Source organism: Longimicrobium sp., from assembly GCF_036399935.1.
In the GTDB taxonomy this organism is placed as follows: Bacteria; Gemmatimonadota; Gemmatimonadetes; order Longimicrobiales; family Longimicrobiaceae; genus Longimicrobium.
On sequence record NZ_DASWMD010000081.1, the window covers coordinates 76,368 to 92,358 of the forward strand.

Annotated in this window: 11 protein-coding genes; 4 read left to right on the forward strand and 7 right to left on the reverse strand. The window is 68.3% G+C overall.

The annotated features are described in order from the left end of the window. Nucleotides 1–51: 51 nt before the first annotated feature. Nucleotides 52–2,331 carry a S9 family peptidase gene (locus VGB24_RS24390; RefSeq protein WP_331075542.1) on the forward strand — a complete coding sequence of 760 codons (2,280 nt, stop codon included), beginning with the start codon at nucleotides 52–54 and terminating at the stop codon, nucleotides 2,329–2,331. Nucleotides 2,332–2,451: 120 nt separating this feature from the next. Here VGB24_RS24390 and VGB24_RS24395 read toward each other — a convergent pair whose 3' ends face one another. From VGB24_RS24395 to VGB24_RS24425, 7 genes are all read right to left on the reverse strand, one after another. Beyond that, nucleotides 2,452–3,102 (reverse strand): hypothetical protein, encoded by a 651-nt coding sequence (locus VGB24_RS24395; protein WP_331075543.1) that lies wholly within the window; start codon nucleotides 3,100–3,102, stop codon nucleotides 2,452–2,454. A gap of 291 nt (nucleotides 3,103–3,393) precedes the next feature. Further along, nucleotides 3,394–4,080, reverse strand: coding sequence for an imm11 family protein (locus VGB24_RS24400; RefSeq protein ID WP_331075553.1), 687 nt, complete (start codon nucleotides 4,078–4,080; stop codon nucleotides 3,394–3,396). Nucleotides 4,081–4,244: 164 nt separating this feature from the next. Then, on the reverse strand, nucleotides 4,245–4,652 hold the full coding sequence (locus VGB24_RS24405; RefSeq protein WP_331075544.1) for a hypothetical protein: 408 nt from the start codon (nucleotides 4,650–4,652) through the stop codon (nucleotides 4,245–4,247). Nucleotides 4,653–4,712: 60 nt separating this feature from the next. After that, on the reverse strand, nucleotides 4,713–5,150 hold the full coding sequence (locus tag VGB24_RS24410; protein WP_331075545.1) for a VOC family protein: 438 nt from the start codon (nucleotides 5,148–5,150) through the stop codon (nucleotides 4,713–4,715). Between the two features lie 83 nt (nucleotides 5,151–5,233). After that, on the reverse strand, nucleotides 5,234–7,630 hold the full coding sequence (locus tag VGB24_RS24415; RefSeq protein WP_331075546.1) for a TonB-dependent receptor domain-containing protein: 2,397 nt from the start codon (nucleotides 7,628–7,630) through the stop codon (nucleotides 5,234–5,236). Nucleotides 7,631–7,724: 94 nt separating this feature from the next. Next, the gene (locus VGB24_RS24420) at nucleotides 7,725–8,951 is read right to left on the reverse strand and encodes a Kelch repeat-containing protein (RefSeq protein ID WP_331075547.1); all 1,227 of its coding nucleotides are present in this window, start codon (nucleotides 8,949–8,951) and stop codon (nucleotides 7,725–7,727) included. A gap of 126 nt (nucleotides 8,952–9,077) precedes the next feature. Further along, a complete protein-coding gene (locus tag VGB24_RS24425) occupies nucleotides 9,078–10,292 on the reverse strand; it encodes a serine hydrolase domain-containing protein (RefSeq protein WP_331075548.1) in 1,215 nt (404 codons plus the stop codon). 480 nt (nucleotides 10,293–10,772) lie between these two features. Here VGB24_RS24425 and VGB24_RS24430 point away from each other — a divergent pair, with 480 nt between their 5' ends. From VGB24_RS24430 to VGB24_RS24440, 3 genes are all read left to right on the forward strand, one after another. Next, complete coding sequence (locus VGB24_RS24430; protein WP_331075549.1) at nucleotides 10,773–11,651, forward strand: ABC transporter ATP-binding protein; 879 nt, start codon at nucleotides 10,773–10,775, stop codon at nucleotides 11,649–11,651. 9 nt (nucleotides 11,652–11,660) lie between these two features. Continuing rightward, complete coding sequence (locus tag VGB24_RS24435) at nucleotides 11,661–15,239, forward strand: ABC transporter permease (RefSeq protein WP_331075550.1); 3,579 nt, start codon at nucleotides 11,661–11,663, stop codon at nucleotides 15,237–15,239. 140 nt (nucleotides 15,240–15,379) lie between these two features. Then, the coding region (locus VGB24_RS24440; protein WP_331075551.1) for an alpha-amylase family glycosyl hydrolase at nucleotides 15,380–15,991 on the forward strand (612 nt) is incomplete at its 3' end.

Consider the following 15,991-nt stretch of genomic DNA (forward strand, 5'->3'; position numbering starts at 1 on the left):
CGCCGCCGTGCGCACGGGCGCGGTTCCATCCCTACCATCCATCCGATGAACTTGCTCCGAATCGCGGGCGTCGCGCTGGCGCTCGCTACACTCCCCGCGGCCGCCGCCGCGCAGGACACCACGGGGCGCGCCCGCGCCGGCGCGAAGCGTCCCATGTCGTTCGTCGACATGTACACGCTCCCGACCGCGGCAAATCCGTCGATCAGTCCGGACCGCAAGTGGATGGCCTATCAGTACACGGTCCCGAACTGGCATACCGGGAGGGCGCTCGGCGACATCTACGTCGTTTCCCTGGAGCGCGGCGTGGAGTCGACGCGGCGGATCACGTTCACCGACGACCAGCAGGAGGCGCGTCCCCAGTGGACGCCCGACGGCGGGTGGATCGTGTTCGCGTCGAATCCCAGTGGGCCGAGCCAGCTCTACATCACGCGCCCCGACAGCGCCACACCGCGGCAGATCACCACGTCGCAAACGTCGGTGGGCGGGTTCGTGTTCAGCCCGGACGGCCAGTGGCTCGTGTACCGCACCGGGCGTTCAGCGGAGAGCCAGCAACTCCATGCACTCGCCGTCGCGGACGTCGTCGCCGGCCGCGAGGCCGCGCCGCAGCAGCTCACGCGGCACCCCACCGGCATCGACCAGTGGGAGTTCTCCCCCGATTCCAGGCGGATCTTCTTCACGGCCGCCGACACCACGCCGGCCGACGAGCGCGCGCGCCGGGAGAAGGGCTTCACCGCGCAGATCCAGCACACCCTGGTGCCGCCGACGCATCTGTTCGCGTTCGATGTCGCGTCGCGCGCAACGGCGCGGCTCGACACCGACTCCTCGCGCAGCGTCGTCGACTTCACCCTGTCCGCGGACGGCCGCTGGATCGGCTTCCGCACACTGCCGAACGACCGGTATCAGCGCACGGGGAACATCGATCAGCAACTCCATGCGGATCTGCACCTGCTGGAGACCGCTTCGGGGCAGGTCGAGCGGCTGACGAACAACCAGGACGCGATGGAGGGCGAGGTGAGCTTCTCTCCCAACGGCGAGTGGCTGGCCTACACCGCGTCCGACGATACGACAGGGTTCAATCTCACGAACCGGCGCGTCTTCGTGCGCCGCACAGCCGCGTCGGGCGGCCCCAAGCGGAAGCTCGGCAACGGCTTCGACGGGGACGTACGCACCGGCTTCTGGTCGCGGGACGGACGCACGATCTACTTCAGCACCGGGCTCCGCGCGACCACGCAGCTCTTTGCGCTCGACGTGGGGAGCGGCCGGGTACGGCAGCTGACGGAGGTGAAGGGCACCGTGAGCGCGACGCCGATCGAAGGCTCGCCCATGGTCGCGCTGCAATACTCCGATCCCACCACGCCGCCGACGATGTATCTCGCGTCGTCGGCCGAGCGCATGGGGAACCGCGCGGCCTGGCGGCAGCTTACCGCCACGAACCCGCAGCTCGCCGGCATCGCGCTCGGCGAGACGGAGGAAATCACATGGACGTCGAGTGACGGTACCCGCGTGGGCGGCGTGCTCGTGAAGCCCGCCGGCTACCAGCCCGGGCAGCGTTACCCGCTGATGGTGGTGCTTCACGGCGGGCCGCACGCGGCCGAGGTGATGCAGTTCAACGGCGATGACGATGACGCGCCGCAGGTCTACGCAGGCGCGGGGTATCTCGTCTTCTCGCCGAACTACCGCGGCTCCAGCAACTACGGCGGGCAATTTCAGGCGGGGCTCGTCGGCGACTACTTCGGAAGGTCGTTCGCCGACGTGATGTCGGGCGTCGATTACCTGATCCAGCAGGGGCTCGCCGACTCAACGAGGATGGGCGTGCTCGGCCACAGCGCCGGCGGCAGCCTCACGCACTGGATCGTGACGCAGACCGGCCGCTTCAAGGCGGCGGCCGCGGGTGCGGGCGTGTCGAACTGGTTCTCGATGTATGCGGGCAGCGACTTTCAGCGTCCGCGTCTCGCCTGGTTCGATGGACGCCTGCCGGCGGAGGCCCCCGAGGCCTACTGGGCACAGTCGCCGATCCGCTACGTACACAACGTAAAGACGCCGACGTTCCTTTACGGTACGCGGGGCGACCCACGGGTGCCCATTGGCCAGCAGCTCGAGATGTACACCGCCCTGCAGTCGCTCGGGGTGCCGACGGAGTTGTTCATCTACCCCGGCGAGCAGCACGGAACGCCGGGCGTGCGCAATCGCCTGGCGAACAGCACCGCGCAGATGACGTGGATGGACTACTACGTCCGCGGCATCGGCGGGAATTTCGCGTGGCACGACGTGCTGCGCACGCTGGAGACGCCGGCCACGCAGGCGACGCAGGCGACGCCGCCGGACCGGTGACAGGGTCCGACGTGACGCGGGTGCTCGTACACGCTGACGCAGGCGATCATTCGCAGTTTTCGCGGCGGGCCACCTTAGACCGGGCGGTGATTGACAGGTTGCATGAAGCCCGGGGCCCCCTCATGGATCCCGGGCTTCTTGCTCGGAGAGATCATCATCCCCGGGGCGATTGTCAACCCAGAAGTCCACCAGGACTCCAACGGTAGCTCCCTCGGCATCGGCAAGCCTGAACAAGGAATAATCTTCCCGGCCGAAGCCCGGGCGATAGCCCGCATTACAAGCGATGAGCACACCTGTGCCATCCCTGGTAGGAAATCGCACCGACTGGGCGTCGAGCAAATTCGCTTCTGGGTCGACGATGCGTAGCAGCTCGGGGACCGTCCAGGTGCTCAGGCCCGGCTGCTCGGCCGCGATCCGGGGCACGACGCCAGTACCAGCAAAAGCCACGATCGCGCCCCCCACCCAGAGCTCGACCCCATTTTCATCGGTCAGCGGCTCGATGGCCGTCACGCCCTTGTTGTCGCGCAGCAATGCAAAGGCGTGCGAGACATACTCGTCGTAGTCGTCTGTCCGCTCATACTCGTCTGTCTGCTCAGCCCCTTCATGCGCGAGAGTCAGAACGACCTCATATTCCCCTGCTGTTACCTGAGCAGTTACCGCAGCCTCTGGTGCATTCGGGTCGGCGATCACCAGCTGCCCGTCCGCAATGGGGATGGTACCCGCCGGCTCCCGCCGAGTGTTGGCAAGGGTTCCTTCGAACGCCTCGTGCATCCGCTGCGTCCAGTCAGGGTCTGGTCGCGCCCTGATCAGGATCTCGGAGCTGAATGGGACCGGAACGAGCGTGGCTTTTCCCCCACGTTCAACCGCCTCGACTTGTTCAGGCGTCAAGCCGAAGGCGGCTGCCAATCTTCTGAATTGGGACCACATATTACGCTCCGGTGACTCCCGTGCTACCCTGGTATGTCGTTTATCGCAGATGTCCGCGTTCCACCCACGAAACAGTTTCTCCGGCCGAACGAACGTGGCCGAGTCCGATGGCTGCACCGCTCCCCGCGCCGGTAATTACAGGCGTTCGACTTCGCGCCGTTTCGGGGATGCTGGCGAATGTGCGGCGACCCCGCGGATTCCCTGCGATTTCGCTTCTGCGATGAGATCCTTCGACCAATACCAGGCGTGCGCGTCGAGGTCTGTAAACGAGGACACGCCCTGAAGGAGGTCATTGTCGAAAACAATGCCCTCGGGAAAACGCACCTTCCGAAAGTACCCGCCCCCGAGACTGTCGAATTCGATGCGCACGGTCGTCCGGCGCGTGTCGATCGCCTCCAGAACCCGGCTCGGCATCACGGCATGAAACGGCAGCACGCCATCCTTCGCGCGAAGCTCGAAACCGATGTGCTCAAGCGAGCCGGGATCCATCTCCTCGATCAGCCGAAACAGCTTGTCCGAGATGAAGAAGGCATGGCTGCCGGTGGAATAGAGATCCACGACCTGCTCGGAGGGTCCTTTGAACCTGACGTTGGGCCGAGCGAGCGTGGACACTGAAATCCTCGGCTTGTGCCGTGTGCCAAACCACGGCTCCTCGGTACGCGAGGGGTGATTGAGCCACTCCATCCGCTCGGGAAAATAATCCCAGTTCTGCGACACGGTGAGATAGCGTTCCTCGCCCGGATCAGCGATCGAACGTTCGAAGGTCTGCGCCTGCCCCTCCGGAACCTGCTCGATCATCTCGCGAATCGTAAGTTTCGACATATCGATCACCTTGTTCCGGGATTCCCAGCGCAAGCGACATCGACGTCGGGCACGGAAACCAATTTGATGGCACGTTCCATATGATGCCTGACGAATAGTTTGAGCGGCGAGCAAAACGCGCAGCGCCTGCGAGTCCGGCTCGAAGCGTTTGTCAGGCGTCCTTATCATTGCACAAGATATACCTCAATGAGATATGGTTCCGCGACCACAAGATACTTTGCGTCAGCGGAGAATGTGGCCACAAACCAATCTCCCGAGAGCGTACGAAACGATAGGGTCTCGGTTTGTGTTGGCGAAGTGACGACGACGTCCTGGACGTCGGCCTTTGGGTCAAACTCGTACGAGAGCTTGAAGCCTCCAGCGTTGAGTATTGGGCGAGCGTCCGTTACACCGAGATAGTTGGGCGTTCCTTCGAACTCATACGGATTTCCCTCGATCCACTCGACGGTGGGCGGATCGCTCAACGTGACCTTATGAATCTCGTCGTAGTCAGACACATACATAAACCCTGACTCAGGGATCGTGAATCCCCTGATTCTCTCGGAAATGGGAGGCAGCTGGAGTTTTCGCATTGGGCGCCTATCGACACAAGGGTCAGGGGTGCGGGGCCGGAGTGAGTACCAACACGGGCCTCAGCCGAGCTCTTGGGCGAGCCCGATCAGAATTCCTTCGGGCCCGCGGATGTAGCAGAGCCGATAGGTGTCTTGATAGTTGACCACTTCGCCGACGATCGTTGCGCCGCGATTGCGGAGCCGGGTGAGCGTGTCGTCGATGTCCTCCACGGTGAACATCACGCGCAGGTAGCCGAGCGCGTTCACCGGGGCGTTGCGGTGGTCGGCGACCACCGGTGGCGCGAGGAACCGCGACAGCTCGAGCCGGCTGTGGCCATCGGGGGTGCGCATCATGGCGATCTCCACGCGCTGGTTTCCCAGTCCGGTGACGCGCCCGGCCCACTCTCCTTCGATGGGCGCGCGCCCCATGAGCTCCAGACCAAGCTCGGTGAAGAACTCGATGGCGGCATCGAGGTGCTCTACCACGATGCCGACGTTGTCCATCCGCTTGACGGGCATTGGCGGTGCATGGGGCTGCAATGTCGATGGTGCGTGTGCGGGCGGGGCTCTGATGATCGCCCGCTGACGGTCACTTTACTGCATCAGAAAATCCGGGCGGGACCCTCCGTTCGGACAGGCGCATCTTCACGCGGCGCGCCACCCACCGCGTAGGACGCGAACAGCGACAGCAGCGGCCGCGCCGTGCGCCGGCGGCTCTCCTCCGTGAAGGCTGCGTCGGCCACGCGGAACTCCACGCGGTCGCTGCGGAACGGGTCATCCAGGCGCAGGGTTACGCGCCCCCGGCCACCGGCGAGCCGCTGCGTCAGCGCCAGCTCGCTGGTGAACGCCGGCAGGATCTCCCCCTGTTCGATGGTCTGTGCGCTCCGGCGGTATGCGTAGAGCTGCGCGGTGGTGTTCTCCGCCAGCCGCAGGTCGACGGTGAGTCGCGCCGTGGTGTACACGCCGCTGCTGCTGAACGTGTCGGACCTCGTCTGCATGTGGGCGACGCTGCCCGCCAGCGTCAAGGCGGTGCCGCCGGCCAGCCGTACGCGGACGCTGCCGTCCGCGCCGGCGGCTCGCGTGCGGCCCAAGTTCGTGAGCGTGGTCGTCGAGCCGCCGCTTGCCGTCGACGCCATCAGCGGGCGGATGGGGTCCCGTGTCCAGCGAAGGTACGGCGTCAGCTGCAGCGTCAGCCGCGCGCCGTGCCGCTCCACACCAAACTCCACCTGGTCCGAGACCTCCGGCAGCAGCGACGGGTTGCCGATGACCTCGTTCATCTCGTCCCCGGCCATGGAGAACGGGTTCAGCATCTCCGCCCCGGGCCGCTGGATGCGGCGGCCGTACGCGAGCCGGTACACGAGAGCGCGGCGCGCGTCGGTCCATTCCCCGCTGAGGCTGGGAAAGAGGCGCACGGCTGTCCGGACGCTGGCGGTGTCGAGCCGGATGCGGCTCCGGTCCGCCTCCACACGCACCCCAGCCTCCGCACGCATGCGGCCCCTGGAGCGGTGCGCGGCGAGGTAGCCGGCGTGCACGTTCGTCTCGTAGCGGTACGCCTGCGACACGGTCGTGCCAAAGTGGGTGGCATCGTGCGCGGCGGTGAGGGTGCGGAACCGGGATTCCTGTCCCACGTCCACGCTGATGCCCGGAAAGCGGATGCCGAGGTCGTTCCGCAAGACGTGCTCACGCTGCCGCGAGGCCATGACGGCGGTCATGTAGCGGTAGGCGGCACCCTCGCCCACGTCGTCGTAGTCGCCGCGAGAATCGTCATCCACGAAGCTGGTGCGAGCCTCGGAAGCGAAGCGGACGCGCCCCCGATCCACGCGTGCGACGGCGCTCAGCTCCGCCGACGGAATCACGTGCTCCAGCAGGCTGCTGGTCGCGCTCGTCCCGCGGTCGCCCGCCGCATTCGTGTACACGAACGCGGTGCTGTTCCGGTACCCGCCATCCATCCGCGTGTACGCGCCGCGCAGCGACAGGGACGTGTTCGGAGTCGGCGTGAGGGAGGCGCCCGCAAGGAGGGAGTGCAGGCGATGCGTGGCACGAGCGCGGCTGTCCTCGTCCGTCTGGAGCGGAAGGTCGCCGGGCACCAGGCTCCAGCGCGCCGTCCTGGAGTCCGTCCGCGGCCGCATGCCGGACAGGGAGTACGTCGCATCCCAGGTCAGGACGTGGCCCACATCACCGCTGGCGGCGGCGGAGCCCATGTAATGGTCCTCCGTCGCCAGGGAGCCCGCCAGGGAGCGCATGCCGGTGCGCCGCGCGGCATCATCGCGGAAGACGAGGTTCATCACACCGGCGGCGCCCTCCGCGTCGTGCCGCGCGGACGCGGCGGTGCCCGCCTCCACGCGCTCCAGCGCCGTTGCCGGCATCTGGCGCAGGAACGCGGCGAGTGCGTCACCCGCCAGCGGGATGCGCCGCCCGTTCATCAGCACGAGCACGCTCGTGCTGCCGCGCATGCTGATGCGCCCGTCCGCATCCAGCTCCACGCCAGGCACGGTGCGCAGGAGGTCGGCGATGCTGCCGCCCGCCGCCGCGGACCCGCGCGCGGCTACGACGGTGGCGCCGCTGCGCAGGTGGACGGCGTCGCGTTCCGAACGCACCGTCACCGTATCCAGCCCCAGCGGACCGCACCGGATGCGCACGGCGCCGACGCGTACGGGAGCGTTCGCGAGGGTGGCCTGCCGGCGGTGCGGCTCCTGCCCCGGGTAGCCGATCTCCAGCGTGTACGTGCCGGGGCCGGTGCGGACGCTGAAGCGGCCGGCGGCATCGGCGACGGACGCCGCCACGAGGTGACGGCCAGGGGCGGTGACGTGAAAGAGCTGTACGACGGCACCGCCCGGCGGCGTGCCTTCGGCGCAGGAGACCGTTCCCGTCAGCACCACCTGCGCGCCGCCCGCGGGAACGCCGTGGGCTTCGTGCTGTGCCGCCGCCGGGGCCGGGATGGCCGCCAGGGCGCTCCACACAGCGGCGATCGCCGCCGCTCGTGCATGCAAGCGCACCATGGGGCCGTCTCGCGCCGCGTCCCTCAGCGCCCGCCGGCGGCGGGCGCGGGGGCGGGCAGGGAGTCCGGGATGAACGCCGCCCGGACCGTCCGCGTCATTCGCAGCTCACGATCGGCCGGTAGGTCTGGTTGAGCAGGCTGCCGGAGCCGCCGCCGACGTCGGTGCCGCCGCCGACGGCCCAGATCAGGCCGTTCACGAAGGCCGACCCCACGACCCCGTGAACGGGCTTGGGCATGTCGCGGAGGCTCGTCCAGGTGTTGGTGCGGGGATCGTAGTAGTCGTGGTCGGGCGTCATGCCGGTGGGCGCCTCGCCGCCCCAGACGTGGAAGCAGCCCTTGGCCATCACCCCGTTCATCCCGCTGCGGCCGCGCAGCATGGGGGCCGCGGTGGTCCACGTCCGCGTCTGCGGGTCGAACACTTCGTGCGCATCGGATTTCAGGGGCGACAACCCGTTGCCCAGCCGCCCGCCGACGATGTGGATGCGCCCGTTGATCGCCGCGCCGGTGATGTGGTTGCGCTGGCTGGGCAGAACCGGCAGCACCTCCCACTGGTTGGCCGCCGGGTCGTAGACGGCGAAGTCGTTTCCGCGCGGCACGCGTCCCCCGGCGACGTAGATCTTTCCGGCGTGCACGACGGCCACCCCCCCGCTGCGCGCCGTGGGCATGGGCGCCCTGGCGACCCACGTACCCTTGGCGGGATCCAGCTCGTACACCGCGTTGACCGCCGTGGCGCCCTCCTGGTTGTCGTTGGTCTGGCCGCCGATCAGGTAGATCTTTCCGTTGACGGCGGCCGCCATCCCGTGGTTGTTGGGCTGCGGGAGCTGCGGTCCGAGCTGCCAGGCGTCGCTCGCGATGTCGTAGACCTGCACCGTGCGGGCCGTCTGCCGGCTGGGGGGATACCCGCCGAGGACGTAGATCTTGCCGTTCGCTTCGGCGAGGGCGAACTCGGAGTTGTTTTCGATCAGCCCGGCGCGCAGCCCCCATTCGCCGTCGACCGCCACCCGCACGCGAACGCGAACGGAGTCGCGCACGTCCGGCTGGCCGGAGAGCGTGGCGACCACGTATGTGGAGCCGACCGCAACTCCGCTGATCGCGCCGGTGGCACTCACGGCAGCCACACCCGGGTCGCGGGAAACGAACTGTGCCGGCTCACCGGTGTTGGATACGGTGGCGGTGACCGAAGCGGAAGCGCCTACGTCCACGGTGACGCTGTCGGCGGAAAGCGTGAGCTGCGCACCTTGCTGGGTGACCGGACCTTTGCCGCAGGCCAGGAAGGCGGCAGCCGACAGGGACAGAACCGACAGCGAGATCGCCATTTTCATATCACTCTCCAGAAAAATTCATCGCCGCGATCGCGAGCGTCTGCGTCCAATGGCTCAGGGCGCGGAGGCCGGCAGGCGGGGGAGGATGTTGAGCCCGTGTCCCGAGTCGTCCTCCGCCGGCGCCTGTCATCGGAAGCTCGAAAACAGGTCGTGTGTGGGAACCGACGTGATGCTCGCGACCGCGTCCCAGAGCGCGGCATCGAGCTCGCCGGCGAGGGTGCCTGTCGGGGAGCGGGCGTTGAACAGCGCGACCCACGAGAAGTTGTGATGCGAGCGCACCAGAAGGCTCGACGTGCCGGGGTTCGATCCCGCGTGCGACCAGGTCGCGTCGCCCTGGGTGGGGCGAACCAGCCATCCGAACGCGTAATAGCACGCGCCACTGGCACATACCGTGGGGCCGCTGCTGGTCATCTCCGCGACGAGGCCGGCACTGAGGATGTCGGGACGGTTCGCCCGGCCATCGACGCCGGCCAGGAACCGCAGGAGATCGACGGTCGACGAAACCCAGGCGCCGCTTGCATCCGACGCTTCGAGGTGGAAGCCGCCGTACGGGATGGGCACCGTGCCTTCGCCCGGGAACACGGATGGCACCAGCGGCGCGGTCATGCCCAGCCCCGGTGACTCCGGCACGTAGTACTTCACCTCGTCCGGGAGCGCGTCGCGCATGCGCGTTTTGCCCTGCCGCGTTCGAACGGCGCCCAGGGGCTGGAGCACGCGTGCGCGTACGTACTCCTCGTACGGCATGCCGCTCACACGCTCGATCACGCGGCCCAGAATGGCATAGCCAAAGTTCGAGTAGACGTACTTTTCGCCCGGATTGAAGTCGAGCGGCAATCCCTTCATGTAGCGGATGATCGTTTCGGCAGTCGCCGGCGCGGGCGCGTTGACCGCGGTTGCGGCGATCACCGGCCGATACATCGGGTCGAACCCGCCATTCGGCTTGGTGGAATCCCAGCCCCCGGTGTGGGTGAGGAGATGCCGGATGGTGATCTGCTCCCACCGCGGATCGACGGTCGCTCCCGGCCTAGGCGTGAGGTGCGCGATGAACGGCGCCACGCGGTCGTCGAGCTCGAGCTTGCCTTCTTCCACCAGCTTCATGATGGCGGCAGCGGTGATCGGCTTCGACACGCTGGCGATCCGGAAGAGCGCGTCGGGCTGCACCGGCGTCTTGTTCTCGACGTCCGCGTAGCCGAAGCCGCGCGCGTAGATCAGCCTGCCGTCGTGCAGCACGGCCACCGCTCCACCGGGAATGGCGAACTTCCGCATCAGATCGGGGATGATCTGGTCGTAAACCCCCATCCCCGGCACTGCGGCGCCGCTGATCGGAATGTCCGGTTGCACGGGCGGCACGGGAGGAGAGACAGGCGGCGGAGTCGTCTCTCCGCTGCAGGAAAGCAGGACCGCGAGACCAGCGACCCCGATCGTCGTCCTCGTGGCCGGGCTGCCGGATACCCCGCGCGGGGGTTTCACGAGACCACGTAAGCAGAAGGCTACACGTTCACGCATGGATCACCCGTGGGGTTGGCGGGCGGATGCAGCCGCGACGAACCATTCGGTCATCAACGTTCCTGCGCGCGTTTCACGGACACGGCGGCGTGCGTCAGGAATCCTGCTTTCAATGTATCCGTTCGCCATTGGCACGCAAAGGCGCCTAATGCGGGTCCCGCGGCACCGCGCGACCTCCGCACTCCCCATTCGACCGTCCCAATCTGCCGTTCGGCGGATGCCGGCTTCCGAGTCTTCATACGGCGGTGCAGCTTTGCGGCAGCGACCCGTATCGCCGCCCTGCCCGTCCCGCCGGTTGCCATCCATGGAGAATCGATGCTGAACCTGTCCGACGTCAGCCACGTCTACGCCAACGGCACGCGCGCCCTGGACCACGTGACCCTGTCCATCCCGCGCGGCATGTACGGCCTCCTGGGTCCCAACGGGGCGGGGAAGTCGACGCTGATGCGGACGATCGCCACGCTGCAGACGCCGACGGAGGGCGCCATCCGCTTCGGAGAGGTGGACGTGATCGCCGAGCCGGAGAAGCTGCGGCGCACCCTGGGCTACCTGCCGCAGGATTTCGGCGTGTACCCGCGCGTTTCCGCGTACGAGATGCTGGACCACATGGCCGTGCTCAAGGGCGTCGCCTCCGCGGCCGGTCGCAAGGCGACGGTGGAAACGCTGCTGCAGCAGGTGAACCTGTGGAGCGTCCGCAAGAAGTCGCTGGCCGGCTTTTCCGGAGGCATGCGGCAGCGCTTCGGCATCGCGCAGGCGCTGATCGGCAACCCGCAGCTGGTCATCGTCGACGAGCCCACCGCCGGGCTGGACCCCGAGGAGCGCAACCGCTTCCTGAACCTGCTCGCGGAGATCGGCGAGAGCGTGGTGGTCATCCTTTCCACCCACATCGTGGAAGACGTGTCGGACCTGTGCCCGCGGATGGCGGTGCTGGCCGATGGGCGCGTGCAGCTGGAAGGCGCGCCGCTGGACCTCATCCTCCGCACCCGCGGGAGGATCTGGATGAAGGTGATCGATCGCGCCGAGCTGGCCGCCTGCCGCGAGCGGTACGACGTGCTCTCCACGCGCCTCTTCGCCGGACGCACCATCGTGCACGTTTTGGCCGACCAGGACCCGCGCGACGGCTTCGCCCCGGTGGATGCCGGGCTGGAGGACGTCTACTTCTGCACGCTGGCGCAGTCGCGCCGCGCGGCCTGAGGCAAGACGATGCTCATCCCAATCGCCCGCTTCGAATTCCGCTACCTGCTCCGCAACCCGCTGCTCCGGGTCTCCGCCGCCGCGGTCTTCGCGCTGTACTTCGTCTCCATCAGCACGGGGTTCGAACTCGGCTCCGAGGGCGGCCTGCTGCAGAACGCGGCCTTCGCGACGCTGCGGAACTACCTGATGGTCTCGATCTTCTTCATGTTCGTGACCACGTCGTTCGTCGCCAACGCGGTCATCCGCGACGACGAGACCGGCTACGGGCCCATCATCCGGTCCACGCCCATCGGCAAGTTCGAGTACCTGGCCGGCCGCTTCCTGGGCGCCTTCGCCGTCGCGGCGCTCTGCCTGCTGCTGGTGCCGCTGGGCATCTGGCTGGGAACGATGATGCCGTGGGCCGATCCCGTCACCGTGGGACCCTACCGGCCGATGGACCACCTGTACGGCTACCTCCTGGTCGGGCTCCCCAACGTCCTCGTCCACTCCGCCATCTTCTTCGCCCTGGCGACGATCACGGGGTCGATGATGGGCTCCTACCTGGGCGTCATCGGCTTCATCTCGGCCTACTTCGTCCTGGAGGGCGCCTTCGCCGATCGGCCGCAGCTGCAGAGGGCGGCCGCGATGGCGGACCCCTTCGGGGGACGGGCGCTGAACGATGCCACGCGGTACTGGACGGTGGCCGAGCGGAACGTGACGCTCCCCGAGTTCGGCGGAGCCCTGCTCTACAACCGCCTCCTGTGGATAGCCGTCGCCCTCGGCTGCCTGGCGCTCGCGCACGCCGTCTATCGCTTCGCGGACCAGGGGATGTCGAGGCGCGAGCGGAAGATGCAGAAGCTCGCGGGACGAGAGCCCGTGGACGCGCCGCCCGTCGCGGATGGCGTCTCCCTTCCCGCGCCCCGGCACGGCAGCGCGGCGCTGCGGGCGATGCTGTGGATGCGCACGCGGTTCGAGACCAGGCAGGTGGTGCTGAGCCCGGCGTTCGTGGTCCTGATGGCGTGGGGGCTGTACATCACCGTCCTGGTCCTCACTACGCAGCGCGACCCGGACGGCAGGCCGACCTATCCGACGACGCTCTCGATGATCCCCGAGATCGCGGACGGCATGGGGATGACGCCGCTGATCGTGGCCATCTTCTACGCGGGCGAGCTCGTCTGGCGCGAGCGCGACCGCAGGATGCACGAGCTGGTCGGCGCGGCGCCGATGCCCAACTGGGTGTTCGTGGTGTCGAAGACGCTGGCGATGGGGCTGGTGCTCATGGCCATGCTGCTGGCGAGCGTCGTCGCCTCCGTCGTCCTGCAGCTCTCGCTGGGATACACGCACCTGGAATTGGGCAAGTACCTGCTCTGGCACGTGCTGCCGGGCACGTGCGACATGCTGCTGCTGGCGGCGCTGGCGATCTTCGTCCAGGCGGTCAGTCCCCACAAGGCGGTGGGCTGGGCGGTCATGGTGGTCTTCCTGGCGTGGCAGCAGCTGAACACCAAGGTCGATCACAACCTTTTCCTGTACGGCGGCACGCCCGGCATGCCGCTCACGGACATGAACGGGGCCGGGTCGTTCTGGGTGGGCGCATGGACCTTCCGCCTGTACTGGGGCGCGTTTGCCGTCCTTCTCCTCGTCGCCGCGCACCTGCTGTGGAGGCGCGGCACCGAGATCCGGCTGCGGCCCCGGCTGGGGCTCGCGCGGCGGCGCCTGGCGGGTGCGGCGGGATGGGTGGCCGCCGCGGCCCTGCTGACCTTCACCGCGACGGGGGCCTACGCCTTCTACAACACCGACGTCCTCAACGACTACCGCACGCAGGGTGCGAGCGAGGCGCACGCGGCCGCCTTCGAGAAGAAGTATGGGCGATTCGCCGACCTGGGGCACCCGAGGATCGTGGAGCTGACGCTGGACGTCGCCCTCTACCCGGAGGAGCGGCGGGCCGTGACGAAGGGGCGCTATCGGCTCCGCAACCTGACGGCGCAGCCCATTCCCGACATCCACGTCCGCGTGCTGGGCGGCGACCTGCAGCTCGCCAGCGCGATCCTCCCCGGGGCGCGGCTGATCAGCGACGACGCGCGGTTCGGCTACCGCATCTATCGCCTGGACCGGCCGATGCAGCCGGGCGAGGAGCGGGTGATGGAGTGGGAGACGCGGCTCCGCCTCCGCGGCTTCCGCAACCAGCCGACCTTCACCCGTCTCGTGGAGAACGGCACGTTCCTCACCGAGGCCCACCTGGTGCCGACGATCGGCCTGGTCCGCGCCGGGCTGCTGCAGAATCCCGACACGCGGCGCCGGTACGGCCTGCCCCCGGCGCCCGGCGTGGCGAAGCTGGAAGACCTTGCCGCGACCGCGAACACCACGTATGGCCGCGGATGGGCGAAGTCCGACATCACCGTGTCTACCTCGGCGGACCAGACGCCGCTCGCGCCCGGCAACAAGGTGTCGGACGTGGTGCGCGGCGGCCGGCGCGTCGCGCGCTTCGTGTCGGGCGTGCCGATCCATCCCCGCTTCTCCATCCAGTCTGCCCGGTACGCGGAGAAGCACCGCCAGTACGCCGGCGTGGACCTGGCCGTCTATCACCATCCCGCCCACGCGTGGAACGTGGACCGCATGCTCGACGCTCTGGCGGCGGCGCTGGACTACTACCAGGCGAACTTCGGCCCCTATCCGTTCGACCACGCGCGGATCGTGGAGTTCCCGGGCTATCACGAGTTCGCGCAGGCCTTCCCCGGCACCATCCCCTTTTCGGAAGACGTGGGCTTCGCCGCCGATTTCGACGCGCCGGAGACGATCGACTACGTCTCGTACGTCACCGCGCACGAGCTGGCGCACCAGTACTGGGCGCACCAGGTGGTCGGCGCGGATATGGAGGGCAGGGAGCTGCTGTCCGAGACGCTGTCCCAGTATTCCGCGCAGATGGTGATGAAGAAGCTGCGCGGCAAGGACTACATGCGCCGCTACCTGCAATACGAGCTGGACCGCTACCTGGAGGGCCGGGAGTATTCGGCGGGGGAGGAACCGACGCTCACCCGGGTGACGGGGGAGGACCACGTCACCTACCGCAAGGGAGCGATGGCGATGTACCTGCTGCAGGAGCGGCTGGGCGAGGACCGGGTCAACCGGGCGCTGCGGACGCTGCTGGGCCGCTACGCGTTCAAGGGTGCGCCGTTCCCCCGCTCGCTGGACCTGGTCGCGGCCCTGCGCGCCGAGGCACGAACGCCGGAAGAGCAGACGCTGATCACCGACCTCTTCGAGCGAGTTACCCTCTACCACCTGGAAGTGACCGCGCCCACGGCGGTGCGCCGCGCGGACGGCAGGTGGGACGTGACGGTGCCGGTGGTGGCGAAGAAGTTCTACGGCGACGGCAAGGGCGCCGAGGCGGAGACGCCGCTGGCCGAGCGCATCGAGATCGGCCTCTTCACCGCCGAGCCCGGCCGCGACGCCTTCGACGCATCGCACGTGGTGCTGCTGGAGCGCCACCCCATCCGCTCCGGCCGCCAGGTGCTGCGCTTCGTCACCGCCCGCAAGCCGACGCACGCCGGCATCGATCCCTACAACTTCTACATCGACCGCAACTCGGCGGACAACGTGCTGCCGGTGAGGTAGCCGCCGCCCGCGGGGATCGGCCGCTGCGCCGGGGGCCCGGGCCTGACCCGCCTTGTCGGACGGGGCGGCGCGTGCACAGATTGCGGGCCGCGCGAGCAGCGACGTCCGCGCGCTCCATCCCCATCCCTGGAAACGACCCCATGAAGCCCGTTCTCCGTCTGCTCGCCGCGGTGGCCGCGGCTGCGATCGCCGGTTCCGCACACGCGCAGGGGCCGGAGGTGCTCAAGGTAGATCCGCCCAACTGGTGGGCGGGCCACTCCATCAACCCCGTGCGCCTGCTCATCCGCGGGCGCAACCTGGGCGGCGCACGCATGGAGTGCCCGCGTCTGGCGTGCGGGGAGGTAAAGGTGAACGCGGCGGGGACGTACGCGTTCGTCGACGTCACCGTGGGCGACGGGGCGGCGCCGGGGCGGTACCCGCTCACCCTGCGCACGGGCGGTGGCGCGGCGCAGGTGCCGTTCACCGTGTCGGCGGCGCTGCCGGCTACGGGGCGCTACCAGGGCTTCGGGCCCGACGACGTGCTGTACCTGCTGATGCCGGACCGGTTCGCCAACGGCGACCCGCGCAACGACGAGCCGGCCGTGTCGCGCGGCATCCTCGACCGCGCGGGCGCGCGCCGCTGGCACGGCGGCGACCTCGAGGGGGTGCGCCAGAAGCTGCCGTACCTGCGCGACCTGGGGATCACCGCCATCTGGATGAACCCCATCTACGACAACACCAACACGCTGGACACCAGGGAAGTCTACGACGGG

Excerpts from the sequence above, each read along its gene's own strand:
- VGB24_RS24405 (WP_331075544.1), bottom strand. The coding sequence starts at position 4,652 with ATGCGAAAACTCCAGCTGCCTCCCATTTCCGAGAGAATCAGGGGATTC.
- VGB24_RS24420 (WP_331075547.1), bottom strand. The coding sequence starts at position 8,951 with ATGAAAATGGCGATCTCGCTGTCGGTTCTGTCCCTGTCGGCTGCCGCC.
- VGB24_RS24410 (WP_331075545.1), bottom strand. The coding sequence starts at position 5,150 with ATGCCCGTCAAGCGGATGGACAACGTCGGCATCGTGGTAGAGCACCTC.
- VGB24_RS24395 (WP_331075543.1), bottom strand. The coding sequence starts at position 3,102 with ATGCACGAGGCGTTCGAAGGAACCCTTGCCAACACTCGGCGGGAGCCG.
- VGB24_RS24415 (WP_331075546.1), bottom strand. The coding sequence starts at position 7,630 with ATGGTGCGCTTGCATGCACGAGCGGCGGCGATCGCCGCTGTGTGGAGC.
- VGB24_RS24435 (WP_331075550.1), top strand. The coding sequence starts at position 11,661 with ATGCTCATCCCAATCGCCCGCTTCGAATTCCGCTACCTGCTCCGCAAC.
- VGB24_RS24430 (WP_331075549.1), top strand. The coding sequence starts at position 10,773 with ATGCTGAACCTGTCCGACGTCAGCCACGTCTACGCCAACGGCACGCGC.
- VGB24_RS24400 (WP_331075553.1), bottom strand. The coding sequence starts at position 4,080 with ATGTCGAAACTTACGATTCGCGAGATGATCGAGCAGGTTCCGGAGGGG.